Below are 18414 nucleotides of genomic sequence, written 5' to 3' on the forward strand. Positions count from 1 at the left end.
TACCTAGCTGTAAAACTATGCCTAACCTGAACGAAGACTTCCCCGCAGCAGAAGCGGCCTTGGCCAGTACCGAGGCCCCAGCCCTGACCGAAGAAAAGCCCAAAGCGGAGCCTCGCCCCGCCCTCAGCATGTTCGACGCCATCGCCGTGATTGTGGGCATTGTGGTCGGGGCCGGTATTTTCAGGACACCTTCGCTGGTCGCAGCCAATGTCGAGAGCGGCACCATGTTCCTGACCACCTGGTTGCTGGGTGGACTTGTTTCACTGATCGGGGCACTCTGCTACGCCGAACTGACGACTACCTTTCCGCATGCCGGCGGCGATTACCATTTCCTGACGAGAGCGTTCGGGAAGCGGTTGGCTTTTTTGTTTGCCTGGGCACGTATGAGCGTCATCCAGACCGGTTCTATTGCGCTGCTTTCCTTTATCATCGGCGATTACATGGCTCAGATCTACAGCATCGGGGAATTTTCATCGGTGTTCTATGCCGCGCTGGTCATAGTTTTACTCACGGCCATCAACATTGCAGGCGTCACATTCGGAGCGGGTGTGCAACGTTTTCTGATCATACTGGAGGTACTGGGCATCCTGATTGTGTTGGGGGCAGCCTTCCTGTTCACACCCGATGAAGCGGTAGCAGCGGGTAACGCGGCCACAGGCAACGGCACTTCCATGGGGCTGGCCATGGTTTTCGTGCTGCTCACCTTTGGTGGTTGGAACGAGGCGGCGTACATATCGGCTGAGCTCAAAACCGGCCGCCGGGGCATGGCCACCGCCCTGATTGCCAGCATCGCCATCATCACCCTGATCTACCTACTGATTAACCTGGCCTACCTGCATGTGCTGGGCTTGGAAGGGATGGCCTCCTCTGATGCGGTAGCTGCCGACCTCGCGCAGGTGACCATCGGCGACTATGGGATGGTGCTGATCGGCAGCATTGTGGTGCTTGCCGCACTCACTTCGGTTAACGCTACCATCCTGACCGGGGCACGCACCAATTACGCGCTGGGTCGCGACTTTCCGGTTTTCAGTTACCTGGGCCAATGGAACACCAAAGCATCCTCACCGGTGAATGCCTATGTCCTACAGGGGCTTGTGTCGCTGGCGTTGGTCGGGCTGGCCCTTTTCACCCGCAACGGTTTTGAGACGATGGTCGAGTTCACGGCACCGGTTTTCTGGTTCTTTTTGCTGCTGGTAGGTATAGCTTTGTTTGTGCTGCGCCGCAAGGAGCCAGAGCGCCTGCGACCCTTTAAGGTGCCGTTATACCCCATCACCCCGCTCATATTCTGCCTCACGAGTGCTTATCTGTTCTATTCTAGTTTGATGTACACTGGTATGGGAGCTCTGGTAGGTATAGGTGTGCTGGTGGTGGGTGTGCTGGTGCTCCTGGCTATACCTCGTATCCAGAAACCAAAAGAACCGGCAACCTAAACACCCCTTCGCTTAAATGGATCCTACTAAAATCTAGATAAAATGCCAGAATAAAGAACTCCTGCTGCCGCTGCACGTAAATACAGCCTGTGCGCGCGTCAAGCCAATCAAAACCGCTCACCTGATACCTGGTATTTTTCTGAAATGAGTCACTAACTTAATGAAAACAAGATGAGAGCAATCAGACATTCGCTATGCACGCTCGTGCTGACACTTTTCGCCGCAGCGGCATTCGCCCAGACCACGACCACGGCCCCTAAACTGGATGTGCCTTACGTGCCTACTCCTCAGAAGGTGGTGGACGCCATGCTGAAACTGGCGAAGGTGTCGAAGGATGATGTGGTATATGACCTGGGCTGTGGTGACGGCCGTATCGTGATCACGGCTGCAAAGGAGCATGGGGCCACAGGTATGGGTTTCGACATAAACCCGGAGCGCATTCAGGAAGCCAATGAAAATGCGCGTGAGGCCGGTGTGACCAACAAGGTAAAGTTTGTAGAGCAGGACCTGTTTAAGGTGGATTACAGACCGGCCTCGGTGGTGACGCTATACCTACTACCAAACGTGAACATGAAGCTGCGTCCGGTGCTTCTCGAGCAGCTGAAGCCAGGTACGCGCATTGTGTCCCACGCCTTTGACATGGGCGACTGGGAGCCTGAGGAGACGCAGGTGATCGACGGTTCTACCATCTACCTGTGGACTGTGCCCGCAAATAAAAAGATGGGCAAAGGCAAGTAATCGCGACTATACCTTACCCGGAAACCCCGTGCATTTCGTGTGTGCGGGGTTTTCTTTTGCCTGTTGATGGGTGCTCTGAAATAGGGATTGCCTATCTGAGTTTATAATTAAATTCCTATATTTACAGCCGACACTAAACACTTTCTCCGAAATGTATACAGGAATACAGCATTTGCACTCTTTTATGACCTATCTGGTACTGCTAGGTCTGATCATCAGCATTATCTTCGCCTTTATGGGTATGTCTGGCAACAAGACGTTCACAGACAAGGATAGAAAAAGAGGCCTGTTGGGTCTTATACCGGCACACCTGCAGTGGGTGATCGGCGTGATCCTATACTTTGTATCGCCCCTGGGAATTAGTAATGCGACAGAAGGCTTCATGAAGGACTCTACTTCCAGACTGTACATCCTGGAGCACCCCTTGACCATGATCATCGCCGTGGTGCTGATCACGGTGGGTTATGCCCGCTCCAAGCGCCTGCAGAATGACAAAAAGCGTTTCAGCAGCATCGCGATTTTCTATACGATTGCCCTAATCCTGATCCTGGCGCGTATTCCTTGGAATGCATGGCCAACTAACTAAGTTATCAACAGGTATAGCCCCATAGGGCAGCGCCTCCCCTTTCAGGTATAACCCTGGAGCGGGAGGCGCTTTTTTTAGAGAGCATTCAAATTTTCTTTATGAATACGATACCTTCAAACAAGAACCTGCCAGCCGCTCTACAGCTGCTGGGCCAACAGCTTTATAACAGTCACAACAGGTATAAGGAACCCGCCCTGAAGCACAGGCGCTTCCGGCACCGCGATATTATACCTTTGATCGAACAGTTGCAGGAAAAGTCTCTGTTCGATGTGCAGGTGGCCGGCCATTCGGTGCAAAACCGATCGATCTACCTCATCAAGGCGGGCACTGGCAAAACCCGGGTCCTGCTTTGGTCGCAGATGCACGGCGACGAACCTACCGCCACCATGGCCTTGTTCGATCTGCTGCACTTTTTCAGCCAGACGGACGAACTGGACCCGGTACGCAAGCACCTACTCGAGCACCTGACCCTTTACATCGTGCCGATGCTCAACCCGGATGGGGCCGAGCTGTATAACCGTCGCAACGCCTTAGGTATAGATATGAACCGCGATGCCTTGCGCCTGCAGAGTCCGGAGTCGGTGCTTTTGAAAAAACTGCGCGACGAGCTGGAGCCTGCCTTCGGTTTCAACCTGCACGACCAGAGCCGCTACTATACTGCTGGTTATACGGCTCGTCCGGCCACGATTTCTTTTCTGGCCCCAGCTTATGACCACGCCCGCAGCATCAACACGGTGCGTGAGCGGGCCATGCGCACCATTGCCGGCATGGACCATGTGCTGCAGCAGTTTATACCCGGGCAGGTGGCCAAGTTCAATGACGAGCATGAGCCCCGGGCCTTTGGCGACAATATCCAAAAATGGGGTACCAGCGTGATTCTGGTGGAATCGGGTGGCCAGCACGGTGACCCGGAAAAGCAGCAAATTCGACAGCTCAATTTTACGGCCATCTTATCGGGGCTATACCTGATTGCGGAGGGAAAATACAAAGCCTTTGAACTGGAAGGCTACAACCGTATACCTGAAAATCAACGACATCTTTACGATCTGGTGCTGCGGTACGTCCGCTATACCGAAAATGGCCGCGATACTTTACTCGATATCGGCATCAACCGCCTGGAAATTGACTCCCCCAACCACCTCGGCTTTTACCACAGCAGTGCGGTAGATGAAATTGGCGACATGAGTGTATTCCATGGCTACGAAGAACTGGACGCCACGGGCCTCACGCTGGTGCCCGGCCAGGTATGCGAACAGCCCATCGAAAGCCTGGACGAGCTGACCATAGAGTTTGCGGCTAATCTGCTCCGGCAGGGCTATACCACCATCCGGGTGCGCCACCTGCCCGGCGTGCTCCCCGACCCTACTTCGCTCCCGCTCAACGTGACAGGTATGGACAGCTTCGTGAACCACCAACTGGCGCTTGACGAGCCGGCCAACTTTATTCTGAAAGATGAGCAAGGGGAGGCAAGGTATGCCATCCTGAATGGTTTTTTCTACAATCTGCAGGGCGAGCGGCCAGTGCTGTATCATGGTTTACTGCACTAAGTCTGCTTTCGAATAAATTTGTCAATTAAACTCTGCCCGGTTTTCGAATCAGTTTGTATCTTACAGACTGATTCCAGACCAACCTTCACTTCATGGTATTAAATTATCTTTGGGCGGGCTTCTTCCTGATCGCCTTCGCCATTGCTTTGTTCCAGCTCATCGTGTTCCGCGATGTGGAGATTTTCCAGAGACTTGTCACCAGTACCTTCGACAACGCCAAGCTCGGCTTCGAGATTTCGCTCGGCCTGACCGGTGTGATGACGCTTTGGCTGGGGTTGATGAAAGTAGGTGAACGAGGCGGCATCATCGCCATTTTTGCCAGACTGGTAGGACCTTTTTTTAACCGACTCTTCCCCGAGATCCCGAAAAATCACCCTGTGTTCGGTTCTATTCTGATGAACTTCTCGGCCAACATGCTCGGGCTTGACAATGCTGCTACACCGCTAGGTTTGAAGGCCATGAAAGAGATGCAGGAGCTCAACCCGATCAAAGACCGGGCTTCCAACCCACAAATCATGTTCCTGGTACTCAACACCTCCGGACTCACGATTATACCGATCAGCATCATGGTGTTCCGGGCGCAACTGGGCGCCGCCGATCCTTCCGATATCTTTATACCTATCCTACTGGCCACCTTTTTCTCCACCACGGTAGGCCTGATTGCGGTGGCCATATACCAGCGCATCAACCTATTCAATCCTGTTATCCTGGCCTACATCGGTACGCTGTTGCTGCTAATTGTGGGGCTAATTTATTACTTCAGCACGATCTCTCAGGAGCAAGTGAGCGTCATATCCCAAGTGGCGAGTAACGTGATTCTTTTCTCTATCATCATTTCGTTTGTGGGGCTGGCGCTTTTCCGGAAGGTGAACGTGTACGAAGCTTTTATTGAAGGGGCTAAGGAGGGCTTTTCAGTTGCGATCACTATTATACCTTATCTGGTAGCGATCCTGGTGGCGATTGGCGTGTTCCGTACATCGGGCGCCCTGGACATGATCGTGGACAGTATAGGTTATCTGATTGCCCTGACGGGAGTGAATACTGATTTTGTACCTGCCCTGCCTGTTGCTTTCATGAAACCGCTGAGCGGAAGCGGTGCCCGTGGACTGATGGTGGAAGCGATGACTACTTACGGAGCCGACTCCTTTGTGGGGCGCATGGCTTCTGTCTTCCAGGGGTCAACCGAAACGACCTTCTACATCCTGGCGGTATACTTTGGCTCTGTTGGCATCAAACGCTCCCGCTACGCCCTCACCTGTGGCCTTATTGCTGACTTAGCTGGCATACTTGCGGCCATCTTTATCGCTTACCTTTTCTTCCATTAAGCTTTTCAGCTGTCAGGACTATACCTGCGCAACATAACAGAACGCCCCTCTACGACATTTTAGAGGGGCGTTCTGTTTTATAGGGCTACAAGAGCTGTTTTCAGCTTATGTACACTTGTAGAGGAGATTACTTATTACATTTTTACTTCTTCAGCACCAGCCGTACCGTGCGAATCTGCTGCGAAGTAATCAGTTTGAGGTAGTAAACCCCCTCCCGCAGCTTTTCTGCTCGTATCTCCCTGCTTACCAGATGACCTTTCTGCCCTTGCCCTTCAGCCACCACTCCCAACATTCTGCCGTTGGCGCTGTAGAGCTCTATCCTGAAAGTACCTTTCACTGGAAGGAAGAACTCCACTTTAGTCCAATCACGGAAAGGGTTCGGGAACACTTTCAGCGAAAGCGTTATAGTGCCTATCTCCTCCTCCACTGGCTCGGATGAGCAACTGCCTAGCCTGTCTTCCCTATGATTGCGCAAATGCGCTGCTACAGCTGAGGTGGAGATGCAGATCTGCTTGCCCTTGTGGCAGAGCAGCACTTTACCCTTGCCGCAGCGCACATCCACCACCGTAATGGTAACCGTAGTCGTGGCCGAACAGGTGCCATTGTAAGCCATCAGTGTAAAGGTATAGGTGCCAGCAGCTGAAGGCGTAAAGATAGGGTCTGCGACTGAAGGGTCGCTCAGGCCGGTGGTTGGGCTCCACTCGTACCTTTCTGTGCCAGATGCCACCAGTTCCACACTCTGCGGGCCGTAGCCCAGGTAGATGGAAGCGGGGTCGCCGCCGGTGTACACATTTGAGGTCGGCACTATGGAAACAACAGGCGAAGGAGGTGTGCATGATGGCTCGGGGCTTAGTTTAACTACCCAATAGTCGAAAAGGCCTTGATTAGGTTCCGATTTGTCTCCGCTTACACCCGAAGTGGAGCTTCCGCCCAGAATGTAGCCACCTTCATCGGTATGGTCCATAGAGGTAAGCACATCCGTTCCATCTCCACCGATATACTTATCCCACTGCCTGCCTCCGGCTGCGTTGATCTTAACGATCCAGAAATCGTCCTCCCCGGGCTCAGTCGTGCCCCCAAAGTCGCCAGCATAAGAGGTGCCTCCGAGCAGATAGCCTCCATCAGGGGTCTCAAGCAATGTGGCCAGCTGTTCGTCTTTCTCTGCTCCAAAGGCCCTGTCCCACTCCTTGGTGCCCTGCGCGTTCAGCTTTACTACCCAGTAGTCGCTTTCGCCTCCAAGATGTGCCTCGCTCTTATCCCCCGAGATGCCGGAGACAGACGAGCCACCCAAAATATAGCTTCCGTCGACAGTCTGTCTGACTTCACGGAGGCTATCCCAGTTATGACCGCCGATGGTCCGGTCCCACACTTTGTTTCCTTCTGCATCCAGCTTCACCACCCAGTAGTCAAAGGCTTCCAGTAGGATATCCATCCCCCCCTTAAAGCCTTCGCTCTTGTCACCCGAAGCGTTAGAATCGGAAGTGCCGCCCAGGATATAGCCTCCGTCGGCCGTCTGGTCCAGTGAGGAGAAGCTATCCAACCTGTCGCCGCCGAACGTTCTGTCCCATTCTTTGTTGCCGTTCGCGTCTATCTTCACCACCCAGTAGTCGCCCTCGCCCCGGGAGGCTTCACTTTTATCGCCGCTTATACCCGAGGTAGAGGTGCCCCCCAGGATGTAGCCCCCATCGTTGGTCTGCTGTATATCAGAGAGCCCATCGGAACCGTCTCCCCCAAAGGTCTTGTCCCATACCTTATTGCCGTCCGCATCCAGTTTCACTACCCAATAGTCACGTCCGCCTTCAGAAACTTCGGTCTTGTCTCCGCTTATACCTGAATCAGAGGTACCTCCCAGTATATAGCCCCCGTCTCTGGTCGGCTGCAGGGCTCCAAGTTCATCCAGACCGCTTCCTCCGAGGGTCCTGTCCCACTCCACATTGCCTTCCGCATCCAGTTTTACGACCCAGTAGTCGCTGTCGCCACGCGAAGGCTCACCCTTATGACCGCTTTGTCCGGAAAGGGAAGTGCCCCCCAGTATGTACCCCCCATCGGAGGTTTGTTCAATGTGCCTGAGCCTATCCCAGTTGTCCCCTCCCAGTGTCCTGTCCCATTCAATTTCCTCTGCTTGCGCTGGAGACCCAAAAAGGATCGAAAGCAGAAGTGTGCAGCAAAGCATAAGAAGGTGACCGTGTCCCCCTTGGAGTTTTTTGTAAAAATTTTTCGTTTTCATAGATTATTAATTAAGATTTCAAATATTCGAAAGGGGTCGGAAAGCGATAAATTCCAAAACACAACTGCAGATACAGTTACATAGGAGTAAAAAGAAAGGGTGTAGTATCGCTGAGAAGTGGATTATGCGGTCAGCAGGCAGGTATTCTAACTTGTCTTTATATATTACTATACCATTAAAAAATATAATAAGTTTGAGCTCTAGATGTTTATTTCCCGACTGAGGCTGTATTACAAGTAGATGGCATGCCTACACCCGCCAGCATTACTTTTGTAGGGGTAAAAACAAAAAGCGGCTGCCCTTTTCAGAACAGCCGCTTGTAATCTATTTAACGCAGTTAATTTCGGGCCACAACCGGGTGTCCTTCCAGCTGTGCGTAGCTTAACTTCCAGTTGCCGTCTTCTACTTTTTTCCAGAGCAGCATAAAGTTGCCCTCGCCAAGTCCGCGGGGTTCGCCGGGACTAGCTGGTAGTACGTCTACCGAAAATGTTCCGGCTTCGTAGGCAATATGCGTATCAGTACCCGAACTTACCGGGTAGGTTTTCAGGTCGGCAATGGTGCCCATTGTTTCGCGCACCCACTTATCCGACACTTCAGATTTGCCCCGGAAGATGACCTCGCCTTGTAGAAACTGCACATCTTCGGCCATCATCGAAATTACTTTGTCAGAGTCCCTAGCATTCCAGGCACTGATAAACTCCTGGTTCAACTCCCGGACATCCACCGACTCGCCTCCCTCCGACTTCGCACAGGAAGCCAGAAAGAACAAGACAAAAAAAGTGTAAAGTATATTTTTCATGATTTCTAAAATTTAGGTTAATAAACCTCGACGCCATACGTAAAAAATGCGCCGCTGGATTTATACCTTCTCCCGGCTTTGTGCCGGGAGAAGGTATAGGGTAAACGTGTTACCAACTCTTTCTGCGAACCTCAGAAGTAAAGTAAGGCTTGCTGCGGTCACCATAGTCCAGGTTAGGCAGGAAGTTGGCGTAAACTACCTGAGGAGTTGGCCCCTCTTCGGAAGCATACATCATCGCCAATGAGTTGGCTGCTGCTGTCTCAGCTGGAGTCGCTACCAAACTTGACTGCGGAGCAGGGGTTCTTTTAGCCGGAGCCGGAGTGCTCTTGGCAACAGTTGCTCTGTTAGCCGCTGCCCGTTCTGCCGCTGCTGCACGCTGGGCTGCGGCCGCTCTCTCGGCGGCAGCTATACGGGCCTCTTCCGCCTCGCGCTTCTGCTTGTTGTCAATAACCTTTCCTACACCGTAACCTACGGCGCCACCGGCTACACCACCTACAACACCACCTACTACACGGTTACGCTTATGTATAATGGCACCTGCTGCGGCGCCTGTACCGGCACCGATCACTGCACCTTTTGCCTGAGGGCTCCAACCAGTTCTTTTTTCCTGCGCCTCAGCCGATCCGCCAAAAGCTACTGATGCCATCAGTGCCAGGCTCATGATATAGCTTATCTTTTTCATAACTCTTTAAGTTTTATTAAAAACATTAAACTCTGTTGACAGGGTATTTACAAGTTGCGTGCCAGTTCAATAAAAATCACTTTTCCTTTCGCAGTAAAACAGTTCTAATCCCGGAGGTATAACACTACTAAATCACATTACAACAATTTGAATTATAGCAACATATGCAACCAAAAACCATTGTTTTAAAAATTTATGATCAGAACCAAAAAAAATTATGATTTATACTCTTCAGTTGAATATATAGTGCAAATGCAGTTAAAAACGTATTGCTTTTTACAGCTAATAAATTATCTTTAAGAATGGAAAAACTGTATCGCCCCGCCGCTTTGTTTGTCAGGTTTGTAATTGCTTTGCTTGCATTTGCCTCCTGCCAACAGGTAGCTACCGATCAAACACGATACGAGCTGCTGATACGCAATGCTATGGTAGTAGACGGCACAGGCAAGGCTGCTTTTGCGGCGCATGTCCTGATAAACGGTGACTCCATTTCAATGATCGACACAGATACAACGAATACCTATACCGCTAACCGCACCATAAACGCCTCCGGCCTATACCTGACACCCGGATTTATAGACACACACGCCCACGGCGATCCGCTCGAGACACCTGATTTCTCCAACTTCCTCTCGATGGGTGTAACCACGATATGCCTGGGTCAGGATGGCTTTAGCCCCGAACATGAAGACCTGAGAGAGTGGATGCAGGAGGTAAACAGTAAAAAGCTGGGGGTAAACATCGCCATGTTTGCAGGCCACAACACACTCCGTATGCTCTCAGGTATAGCATACGATTCCATCCCATCAGCGCAAGGTATGGCGAAAATGGAACAGCTCCTTACAGATGCGCTCGATGCAGGTTGTTTCGGATTGACTACCGGTTTGGAGTATAACCCAGGCTACTACGCCCGTCGTGAAGAGTTAAACAGACTTGCTGAGATTGTAGGAAAAAAAGGAGGCATCATCATGAGCCACATGCGCAACGAGGACGATGCCGACGTTGAAGCATCGATCAGAGAGCTTCTGGAGCAGGGTCAGTATTGCCCGGTGCACGTATCGCATATTAAAGTAGTGTATGGCAAAGGGGAAGCTCGCGCCAATCGTATCCTGCAACTGCTGGATTCTGCCCGCCAGCAAGGTATACAAGTCACAGCAGATTTTTACCCGTATACCGCCAGCTATACCGGCATCGCTATCCTCTTCCCGGACTGGGCCAAGAAGCCTCATGATTACCAGGAGGTGCTGAAGACCCGACGCCAGGAACTGGCCACCTTCCTGCGTAACAAGATCATACTGCGCAACGGCCCGGAAGCGACACTGATCGGTTCCGGGCCTTACAAGGGCAAAACTTTCAAGCAGATAGCGGAGGAGTTAAACAAACCATTCGAGTTAGCTTTGATGGAGAATATTGGTCCCTACGGAGCCGACGGTGCATACTTTATCATGGATGAAGCCTTGCAGGAGACATTTCTGAAAAATCATCATATTATGATTTGCAGTGATGGAAGTCCTTCGATGCGCCACCCTAGAAGCTTCGGAACCTTTGCCCGAGTACTGGAGACTTATGTGGTACATAAGAAACTCCTCTCCTTGGAAGAAGCTATCCATAAAATGACGGGGTTATCCGCCGAAACGATTGGTTTGCATGACCGCGGCCTGGTGAAGCAAGGGTATAAAGCCGACCTGCTACTGTTTAAACCAGAGGAAGTACGGGAGAATGCCACCTATGAGAATCCTCATCAGGAAGCCACAGGGTTTAAGTATGTGTTGGTGAATGGGGTTGTGGTAGAGGAGGGAGAGCAGATACGATCGAAGCAGGCTGGGCAGGCACTAAGACCGCATGTAAAATAGAAGAGGCGGAAGTATACTAGATGTCGGCCAACACCAGCCTGGTCGACTGAGCGCTATCTACTTGCCTCACCCGTTTCAGCTTCGAAATTGGGGATGTCATAGTTTAGCAGTATTAACTACATGGTTCCGAATTGGCGGGCTGGCTTTGAAAAGAGTACATGAACTGATTGTCACATCTACGGTATAGGAAATTTCTGTCAGCCCATGCATTCTGCACCACTTTCCAATACTTTCAAGCAAAGTTTATTCGAAAAGACATATAATACCTACCTCCCTATATATTCCCATACAACTGCTCACAGTCGCGGATCATAAATCCCTAGACTAATAAGCAGGTCACATAATACATTATTCAATTCGGAACAATAAATTGAGTAAACGAAATATTATGATTGCGGGGATACACATTAATATTTTTTGGCTTTTACATGGTGACTTTAGTTTACAAGATAAAGTTACTGAACTAACCTAATCCTCTTTCTAAGCCCGCCCCTCAGACTAAACTTGACCCTCATATCATTACTCTTCCTAATTTATTTACATTTACAAGACAGATTAGTGTTTTCCCTGGAATATGACTCAGAATTATAAGCTATTCTATCCACCCTGTTATAACTAATAAAAATAAAATTTTATTAGTTATAATTTGCACAATCCGTATACAACAAATATATACAGAATAGGCATTGCCTCTAAGAATGGTAGCAAGAGGACAGTTTCGCCAAAGCATTCAAAAATTAACATTCACCCTTAAAAATGATACATTCACCCAATTTGTTTTATTAATCATCTGCAATAAGATAAGAATAGTAACATAGGAATAAACTCAATCGTATTGTATTAATATTGCAATTGTCTGCTATTTAATTTTGTTATTTTAATTTTAGATAAATAAAGTCTTAAATTACTTTGATTAGTTTATATAATACTGAACCTTTACACCCGATTGTATGATGCCCTTAAAAGTAAAAACTTTCGTTTTTATCATTCTAGTGTGTACTTTTCTCACAGCTTGTGTAAATACTAATCAAGCTATTTATTTTAACAACATAAAAAATACAGAGTTTCGTAACAGAATTGAACAGCTAGAACCGATCATACAGCCTAACGATCTTTTAAATATTACAGTTAGTAGCTTGAATCCAGTTGCCTCTGAAGTTTTTAATGTCTCAAACCCCAAAGACTACAGAGCTACCAACGCGTCTAATACTTTCTCACAATCTCCTGGTTATTTAGTTGATCCCGATGGATACGTTCAATTCCCCTTTTTGGGACGAGTAAAAGCTGCAGGGATGACAAAAAGAGCGTTCCAGCAGGGAATAAAAGATGAGATTGAAAAGAGAAAGCTTCTTCTGGATCCCATTGTTGATGTACGATACCTTAACTACAAAGTATCAGTTCTTGGCGAGGTGGCCCGTCCCTCTGTTTTAACCGTTCCGAACGAGAAACTAACGCTGCTGGAGGCCTTGGGTCTGGCTGGGGACCTCACTATCTATGCCAGCCGGCATAATATCCTTTTAATCAGGGAGGAAGGTGGGGTCAAAAAGCTTGTCCGGATCGACCTGACCACAGATGAATTATTCACCTCTCCTTACTATTACTTAAAATCTAATGATATAATCTATGTTGAGCCAAACAAAACAAAAATTGCCTCTGCAGGGGCAACAAGGCAATGGCTGCCACTCGTCCTTAGCTCTTTGACCTTGGTTGTAGTGAGTATAGACCGTCTTTCAAGATAACACAGTATGCGTATGGAAAATAAATCGAACATTGAGGACAACATGGTCGCAGCACTTGTTTTCAAGTTTTTACCTTTCTGGCCTCTATTTGTGATACTCCTCGCTGTCGGCTTGCTCGGTGCCTGGAGCTACCTCCGTTATTTTACTATACCATCATATGCAATATCAGCCTCTGTAATAGTAAAGGATGAGAAAAAAGGAGTTAACGATTCTAAGATGGCAGAGTCTATAGATGCATTTACCTCCAATAAAATTGTTGAAAACGAGATGAATGTACTTCGATCTCATACTCTGATGAAGCAAGTAGTAAATCAACTCGGTCTCTATATAAACGTATACGCAGAGGACAAATTCAAATCAATTCCTGCTTACACATTATCCCCGATTAGTATCAAACTCGAGTCGCCCGAGAATGCGGCTGAGTATGAAGCCATTTATTTTACATTCGACGATACTAACAGAAAGGTAACAATAGATGCCAATGACTATCCGCTGGATGAATGGGTACAGACTCCTTATGGAGTGATGTTATTTACAGAGAATCAAAAGAGAGCTGGAAGTACAGATTCACCTCTTTTCTTTTCTATTACAAATACTCGTAGAGCCGCCAGCCAGCTTGTAAATACTGTCAGTATTGAGACTCCCGGCAAATTATCCAGCGTAATCAATTTATATATCGAGGATCAGGTGCCCCTACGCGGCGAAGAAATATTGAATGCATTAGTACAAGCCTACCAACAAACCGCGATAGTTGATAAAAATAAACTTGCAGCTCAGACACTCGAGTTTGTGGAGAAGCGCATCCAATTAATAGAAAAGGAACTGCAGGAACTTGAAAACAAAATAGTGAACTACAGATCTACGCAGGGAGCTATCAATTTAAGTGAACAGGGTCGGCTCTTTTTGCAAAACGTGGGTGATAATGACAGGAAGATTTCTGAGCTCAACCTACAGCTCGCTGTGCTTAGCAAAGTTGAGAATTATGTAGTGGCTAAAGAGAAAACAGCAGGCATTGTGCCATCTACATTAGGCATCAATGACCCGGTACTCTCCCAGTTGCTCCAGAAATTGTATAATGCAGAAATACAGTATGGTCAGCTCAGACAGACCACAGCTGAAAACAACCCGATGCTTATATCTCTCAAACAGGAAATAGAGAGCATCAGACCCAGTATACTGGAAAATATTCGCAACCAGCGGGTAAATCTGCAAGCAAGTCGCGCAAATTTAGTTTCTACCAACAGCTCATACAATTCAATGCTGCAAGCTATTCCTCATAAGGAGAGAGAATTGCTAGAGATCAGCCGACAGCAAGCTATTAAAAATGAAGCCTATCGGTTCCTGCTTCAGAAGCGAGAAGAGACGGTTCTTTCTAATGCCCCTACAGCAGAAGACATGCGGATTGTTGATTTGGCCGAGTCGTCACGAGCGCCCATAAGCCCTAAACCCCTATATGCCTACATATCGGCAATCTTACTTGCTATTGGAGCGGGCGGAGCTTTGGTAGTAATCAAAGAAGTACTTAATAGCAAGGTACTTTTCAGGTCTGAAATTGAGAGTTATACGAATGCCCCGATCGTAGCGGAGTTATCGAGTGTACACAATCAGCAGCATGGTGTTTTCACAGAGCCCTCAGACGTTTCAGAAATAGAGCAATTCAGGCAACTTAGGGTGACTATGGGTTTATATGGAAGAATTTTCACAAAGAAAAAGATCCTGATAACATCCAGTATTCCAGGTGAAGGCAAAAGCTATGTAAGCACTAACCTCGCGTATAGCTTATCCTCATCAGGAAAAAATGTTGCATTGCTAGACTTCGACCTAAGAAACCCAAACACTTCCGCTTTATTCAGCAACTATAAAACAGAAGGAATAATTGAATATTTATCCGGGGACCTGCAGCCGGATAGAATCATTAAGGATACTCCTTTCAAAAATTTAAGTGTCGTGCCCGCAGGAATCGATCTAGGCGATCATACAGAATTACTGCTTAACGGGAAGATTGAGGTTCTATTCGCTTACCTGGAAGAGGCCTTTGACTACCTCATAGTAGATACTCCGCCTGTTGATCTGGTTTCTGACGCATTCTTGCTTTCTGAGTACTGCGATATAACATTGCTTGTCATCAGGCATGCCTATACGCCTAAAAACCTGATACAGCGCCTATCTCAAAACAGAAAGCTCAAAACTTTGCAGAATGTAGCAATAGTATTTAATGGTGTAAAGCCAAGAGGGTTTGTAAAAGGGCAATATGGCTATGGTTACGGTTATGGCTATGAAAATAGGTACAGTGATAAGACCTATAGAACAAGAGTCAAAGCAAACCAAGCATAAGAGTAGGTCCTGCCTCAATCTCTCTGATACTCAAGTAAATCGATTTCATTAGCCTCAGGCTACCTACAATATTAACAGTCAACTCTCATATTGACTGTCAATGACCTCCATTATATATTTTGCCCGGTTACACCATGTGACTGAGGATGGCGAAGCCATAAATCAAAACTAGTATTTTAAACAAAAGCTGAGCGTAATGAATGAGAAATGGTATGCCATATACACAAAACCGCGGTGGGAAAAAAAGGTAAAAGCCGTGTTAACTCAGCGAGGTATTGAGAATTACTGTCCATTAAATAGAGTGATACAGCAATGGAGCGATCGAAAAAAGACTGTGTATGTTCCATTATTCTCATCTTATGTTTTTGTACGCGTCATAGAAAAACAGCTCAGTGAGTTAAGGAAAATAGACGGTGTTCTTAGCATTGTTCACTGGTTGGATAAACCCGCAGTTATAAAAGACGAGGAGATTACCACTATCAAACAATTCTTGAATGAGTACACCAACGTGCAACTTGAAAAAGCCAGAATCTCCTTGCATGACACGGTCAGGATTACCAGAGGTTCCCTTATAGACAAAGAAGGTACCATTGTCGCAATCAAAAACAATCTGATTAAGGTCGCACTCCCGTCTCTCGGGTATATCCTGTACGCTGAGATAGGAAAGTCTAGTGTGGCAAGGGTGTCACAAAAGTGAGCCAATTTAGTTATCACCTCTTTGACAATATTTTGTATGAAAGCATTAGTAACAGGGACTGCAGGCTTTATTGGCTACTTCTTAGCAAAGCAATTGCTTATGAGAGGTGATGAGGTATTCGGAGTAGATAATATCAATGACTACTACGACCCCAAATTAAAATACGCAAGACTTGCTGAGAGTGGAATAGATGAGGATGATATCGACTGGTGCCAAGAGGTAAAAAGCACGACTTTCCCTAAGTATAGATTCATGAGGATGGATCTTGAAAATAAGCAAGAACTGCTTGATCTGTGCGCAAAGGAAAGCTTCGATGTGATCGTGCACTTAGCTGCGCAGGCAGGTGTTCGATACTCAATCACTAACCCAGATGCCTATGCTCATTCTAATCTCATCAGCTTCTTAAATGTCCTTGAGGCTAGCAGGTATTTTAACATAAAACACCTTGTCTATGCTAGCTCATCGAGCGTATATGGCTTGAATGAAGTTATGCCCTTTTCTGTTAAGCATGCTGCAGACCATCCTGTTTCTCTTTATGCAGCCAGCAAAAAGGCCAATGAGCTAATGGCCCATACTTATAGTCACTTATACAGAATCCCCACATCAGGTCTTCGGTTTTTTACGGTTTACGGTCCCTGGGGCAGACCAGATATGGCATACTTCCAGTTTGCGGAGTATATCCTGCAAGATAAACCCATTGAGGTTTTCAACCACGGCAAGATGAAGAGAGACTTCACCTATATTGATGATATCGTTACAGGTATAGTGAATGTGATCGATAAACCTGCGCAGCCATGTGCAGGATGGGACCCTGAAAGACCGGACCCGTCCAGGTCGACCGCCCCTTATTGCATCTATAATATAGGAAACAATAAACCCGTCAAACTTATGACTTTTATCCGAGTTATTGAAAAGTGTATGGGTAAAAAGGCCCATTTAGAATTTAAAGGAATGCAAGCAGGTGATGTGACTGCTACCTGGGCAAACGTAGACGATCTGATTGAGAATTTCAATTATAGACCAGACACCCCTATTCAGATTGGACTGAAAAAGTTTACAGATTGGTATAAGCAATATACCTTCGCTAAGATACCTGTCACAGCATAATTAAGCTATGGTTATACTGATTCAGCTCGCTTAGAGTGCTTTCCTGTGATAGGCGTCTTAACTAAGCAGCTGCATATTATCAAGATATTACCTATTAATTTATAATCTATGGATGCAGTTTTATCTCAACTTTTTAGCTTCCTGAACGATAGCTGCATTAAGTATGCTTTACTCACTGATTTTGAAAGTGATTGTAGTTCAAAAGACATCGATCTGTTTGTTCATCCAGCCAGCCGCCATCAGTTTGAGAAAGCACTTTTTGATATGGGGTGGTACCGAAGAAAAGAGCTGGCCCATCATGTGAACCATCATTTTTACATTTCCCCGAGATCAGCTACATACCTGGATGTCAAGTATGCTCCTACGTTTGCTAATGGCAAGGATACATGCCTTCTATTTCTAGGATTTGACACCCATGATATAGAAGTCCACATAAACAGCAAGGGAGTTTGCAGACCAGTAGGTTTCAATGCAATAGCCTTATATGCCGCTCACCTAGCCTTTAAGGAAAGAGGAAAATTAGAAGAAAAGCATAAACATTACCTCTCCCAGTACATCGACTTATATCTAAAAGAGATTGGTGCTTCCTCACTAGAGGTCGTGGCGCAAATCCGGGATTGGCTCCTGTATTCCTTTCCGGAAAATACAAATAAGCTTCAGCAGATACTAAGCCCATTCTTCAGGCTGGATAAGAAGCCTATGACCAGACATAAGGGTATCAAATACGGGTATGGCTTGAATGTATTATTTCTAGGCACTGATGGGTCAGGGAAAACGACTTTGGTAGAAGCTGTAGGAAGCAGCCTTAACCTGAAGAACAATAGACTATACCTTGGCGCAGGTGATAGTAACTGGACTTCACCTACCATGAAAAAGATATACGATTATAAATTTAACGCTATGCCTCTGAATAGAATTTATAATCTCATCAAAACATTTGCGGTGCTCCCACTAGAGTTTTCTCTGAGGATTGCGCCTATCGTGAGGAAATCAAAATACAATGTCACTCTCATTGACCGGTTCCCAGGCTTTGTTTTTCTGGACAAGAAACCTGGACGCGCCCTTTTGTACAAATCAATTCTGCCTACACCTGATATCGTTTTTTTCCTTTATGCAGATCCTGAAGTACTGGTGGAAAGAAAACCAAATGAAACAACTCTTGAACGTAGTAGGCAGGATATAAGCAAGTTTAGGGAAGTGGCTGAAGTTATTTCCGGTGGAAACTATAAGAGTATAGATACATCAAAAATATCCGTGAATGAAGCCCGAGATTTAGTTATCTCCGAAATCTTCAAGCATCCTAAATTATATAAAACTCTGCTTACTACAGCCCCTTGTAGTGCCAACTAA

14 protein-coding genes are annotated in these 18414 nt (G+C 47.2%); 11 read left to right on the forward strand and 3 right to left on the reverse strand.

Annotation, left to right across the window (positions count from 1 at the left end; translation table 11 throughout):
* Positions 1-17: 17 nt before the first annotated feature.
* The 5 genes from AC4QZR_RS07500 to AC4QZR_RS07520 all read left to right on the forward strand — a co-directional run bounded on the left by AC4QZR_RS07500 (position 18) and on the right by AC4QZR_RS07520 (position 5626).
* The gene (locus tag AC4QZR_RS07500; protein WP_494480338.1) at positions 18-1430 is read left to right on the forward strand and encodes an APC family permease; all 1413 of its coding nucleotides are present in this window, start codon (positions 18-20) and stop codon (positions 1428-1430) included.
* 171 nt (positions 1431-1601) lie between these two features.
* Positions 1602-2168 carry an SAM-dependent methyltransferase gene (locus tag AC4QZR_RS07505; RefSeq protein ID WP_494480339.1) on the forward strand — a complete coding sequence of 189 codons (567 nt, stop codon included), beginning with the start codon at positions 1602-1604 and terminating at the stop codon, positions 2166-2168.
* Between the two features lie 151 nt (positions 2169-2319).
* Positions 2320-2754: a hypothetical protein gene (locus tag AC4QZR_RS07510; RefSeq protein ID WP_494480340.1), complete on the forward strand. Its 435-nt coding sequence runs from the start codon at positions 2320-2322 to the stop codon at positions 2752-2754.
* 98 nt (positions 2755-2852) lie between these two features.
* Positions 2853-4301 (forward strand): M14 family metallopeptidase, encoded by a 1449-nt coding sequence (locus tag AC4QZR_RS07515; RefSeq protein WP_494480341.1) that lies wholly within the window; start codon positions 2853-2855, stop codon positions 4299-4301.
* A gap of 92 nt (positions 4302-4393) precedes the next feature.
* Positions 4394-5626 (forward strand): nucleoside recognition domain-containing protein, encoded by a 1233-nt coding sequence (locus tag AC4QZR_RS07520; protein WP_494480342.1) that lies wholly within the window; start codon positions 4394-4396, stop codon positions 5624-5626.
* 142 nt (positions 5627-5768) lie between these two features.
* On the opposite strand, the gene AC4QZR_RS07525 is transcribed toward AC4QZR_RS07520, so the two are convergent.
* From AC4QZR_RS07525 to AC4QZR_RS07535, 3 genes are all read right to left on the reverse strand, one after another.
* On the reverse strand, positions 5769-7853 hold the full coding sequence (locus AC4QZR_RS07525; protein ID WP_494480343.1) for a T9SS type A sorting domain-containing protein: 2085 nt from the start codon (positions 7851-7853) through the stop codon (positions 5769-5771).
* 337 nt (positions 7854-8190) lie between these two features.
* Positions 8191-8652: a YybH family protein gene (locus tag AC4QZR_RS07530; RefSeq protein WP_494480344.1), complete on the reverse strand. Its 462-nt coding sequence runs from the start codon at positions 8650-8652 to the stop codon at positions 8191-8193.
* A 109-nt stretch (positions 8653-8761) separates the two neighbouring features.
* Positions 8762-9334: a YMGG-like glycine zipper-containing protein gene (locus AC4QZR_RS07535; protein WP_494480345.1), complete on the reverse strand. Its 573-nt coding sequence runs from the start codon at positions 9332-9334 to the stop codon at positions 8762-8764.
* Positions 9335-9636: 302 nt separating this feature from the next.
* Here AC4QZR_RS07535 and AC4QZR_RS07540 point away from each other — a divergent pair, with 302 nt between their 5' ends.
* From AC4QZR_RS07540 to AC4QZR_RS07565, 6 genes are all read left to right on the forward strand, one after another.
* On the forward strand, positions 9637-11187 hold the full coding sequence (locus AC4QZR_RS07540; protein WP_494480346.1) for an N-acyl-D-amino-acid deacylase family protein: 1551 nt from the start codon (positions 9637-9639) through the stop codon (positions 11185-11187).
* Positions 11188-12137: 950 nt separating this feature from the next.
* A complete protein-coding gene (locus AC4QZR_RS07545) occupies positions 12138-12926 on the forward strand; it encodes a polysaccharide biosynthesis/export family protein (protein ID WP_494480347.1) in 789 nt (262 codons plus the stop codon).
* Positions 12927-12938: 12 nt separating this feature from the next.
* Positions 12939-15260, forward strand: a complete 2322-nt coding sequence (locus AC4QZR_RS07550) for a GumC family protein (RefSeq protein WP_494480348.1) — start codon at positions 12939-12941, stop codon at positions 15258-15260.
* Between the two features lie 196 nt (positions 15261-15456).
* The gene (locus AC4QZR_RS07555; protein WP_494480349.1) at positions 15457-15957 is read left to right on the forward strand and encodes a UpxY family transcription antiterminator; all 501 of its coding nucleotides are present in this window, start codon (positions 15457-15459) and stop codon (positions 15955-15957) included.
* 36 nt (positions 15958-15993) lie between these two features.
* Positions 15994-17064: an NAD-dependent epimerase gene (locus tag AC4QZR_RS07560; RefSeq protein ID WP_494480350.1), complete on the forward strand. Its 1071-nt coding sequence runs from the start codon at positions 15994-15996 to the stop codon at positions 17062-17064.
* A gap of 108 nt (positions 17065-17172) precedes the next feature.
* Positions 17173-18414 (forward strand): nucleoside/nucleotide kinase family protein, encoded by a 1242-nt coding sequence (locus AC4QZR_RS07565; protein ID WP_494480351.1) that lies wholly within the window; start codon positions 17173-17175, stop codon positions 18412-18414.

The sequence above is a fragment of the Pontibacter sp. YIM B11418 genome, from assembly GCF_059278805.1.

What these genes read in the sequence shown, in the direction of transcription:
- AC4QZR_RS07500 (WP_494480338.1), top strand. Translation starts at nt 18, where the DNA reads ATGCCTAACCTGAACGAAGACTTCCCCGCAGCAGAAGCGGCCTTGGCC.
- AC4QZR_RS07505 (WP_494480339.1), top strand. Translation starts at nt 1,602, where the DNA reads ATGAGAGCAATCAGACATTCGCTATGCACGCTCGTGCTGACACTTTTC.
- AC4QZR_RS07510 (WP_494480340.1), top strand. Translation starts at nt 2,320, where the DNA reads ATGTATACAGGAATACAGCATTTGCACTCTTTTATGACCTATCTGGTA.
- AC4QZR_RS07515 (WP_494480341.1), top strand. Translation starts at nt 2,853, where the DNA reads ATGAATACGATACCTTCAAACAAGAACCTGCCAGCCGCTCTACAGCTG.
- AC4QZR_RS07520 (WP_494480342.1), top strand. Translation starts at nt 4,394, where the DNA reads ATGGTATTAAATTATCTTTGGGCGGGCTTCTTCCTGATCGCCTTCGCC.
- AC4QZR_RS07525 (WP_494480343.1), bottom strand. Translation starts at nt 7,853, where the DNA reads ATGAAAACGAAAAATTTTTACAAAAAACTCCAAGGGGGACACGGTCAC.
- AC4QZR_RS07530 (WP_494480344.1), bottom strand. Translation starts at nt 8,652, where the DNA reads ATGAAAAATATACTTTACACTTTTTTTGTCTTGTTCTTTCTGGCTTCC.
- AC4QZR_RS07535 (WP_494480345.1), bottom strand. Translation starts at nt 9,334, where the DNA reads ATGAAAAAGATAAGCTATATCATGAGCCTGGCACTGATGGCATCAGTA.
- AC4QZR_RS07540 (WP_494480346.1), top strand. Translation starts at nt 9,637, where the DNA reads ATGGAAAAACTGTATCGCCCCGCCGCTTTGTTTGTCAGGTTTGTAATT.
- AC4QZR_RS07545 (WP_494480347.1), top strand. Translation starts at nt 12,138, where the DNA reads ATGATGCCCTTAAAAGTAAAAACTTTCGTTTTTATCATTCTAGTGTGT.
- AC4QZR_RS07550 (WP_494480348.1), top strand. Translation starts at nt 12,939, where the DNA reads ATGGAAAATAAATCGAACATTGAGGACAACATGGTCGCAGCACTTGTT.
- AC4QZR_RS07555 (WP_494480349.1), top strand. Translation starts at nt 15,457, where the DNA reads ATGAATGAGAAATGGTATGCCATATACACAAAACCGCGGTGGGAAAAA.
- AC4QZR_RS07560 (WP_494480350.1), top strand. Translation starts at nt 15,994, where the DNA reads ATGAAAGCATTAGTAACAGGGACTGCAGGCTTTATTGGCTACTTCTTA.
- AC4QZR_RS07565 (WP_494480351.1), top strand. Translation starts at nt 17,173, where the DNA reads ATGGATGCAGTTTTATCTCAACTTTTTAGCTTCCTGAACGATAGCTGC.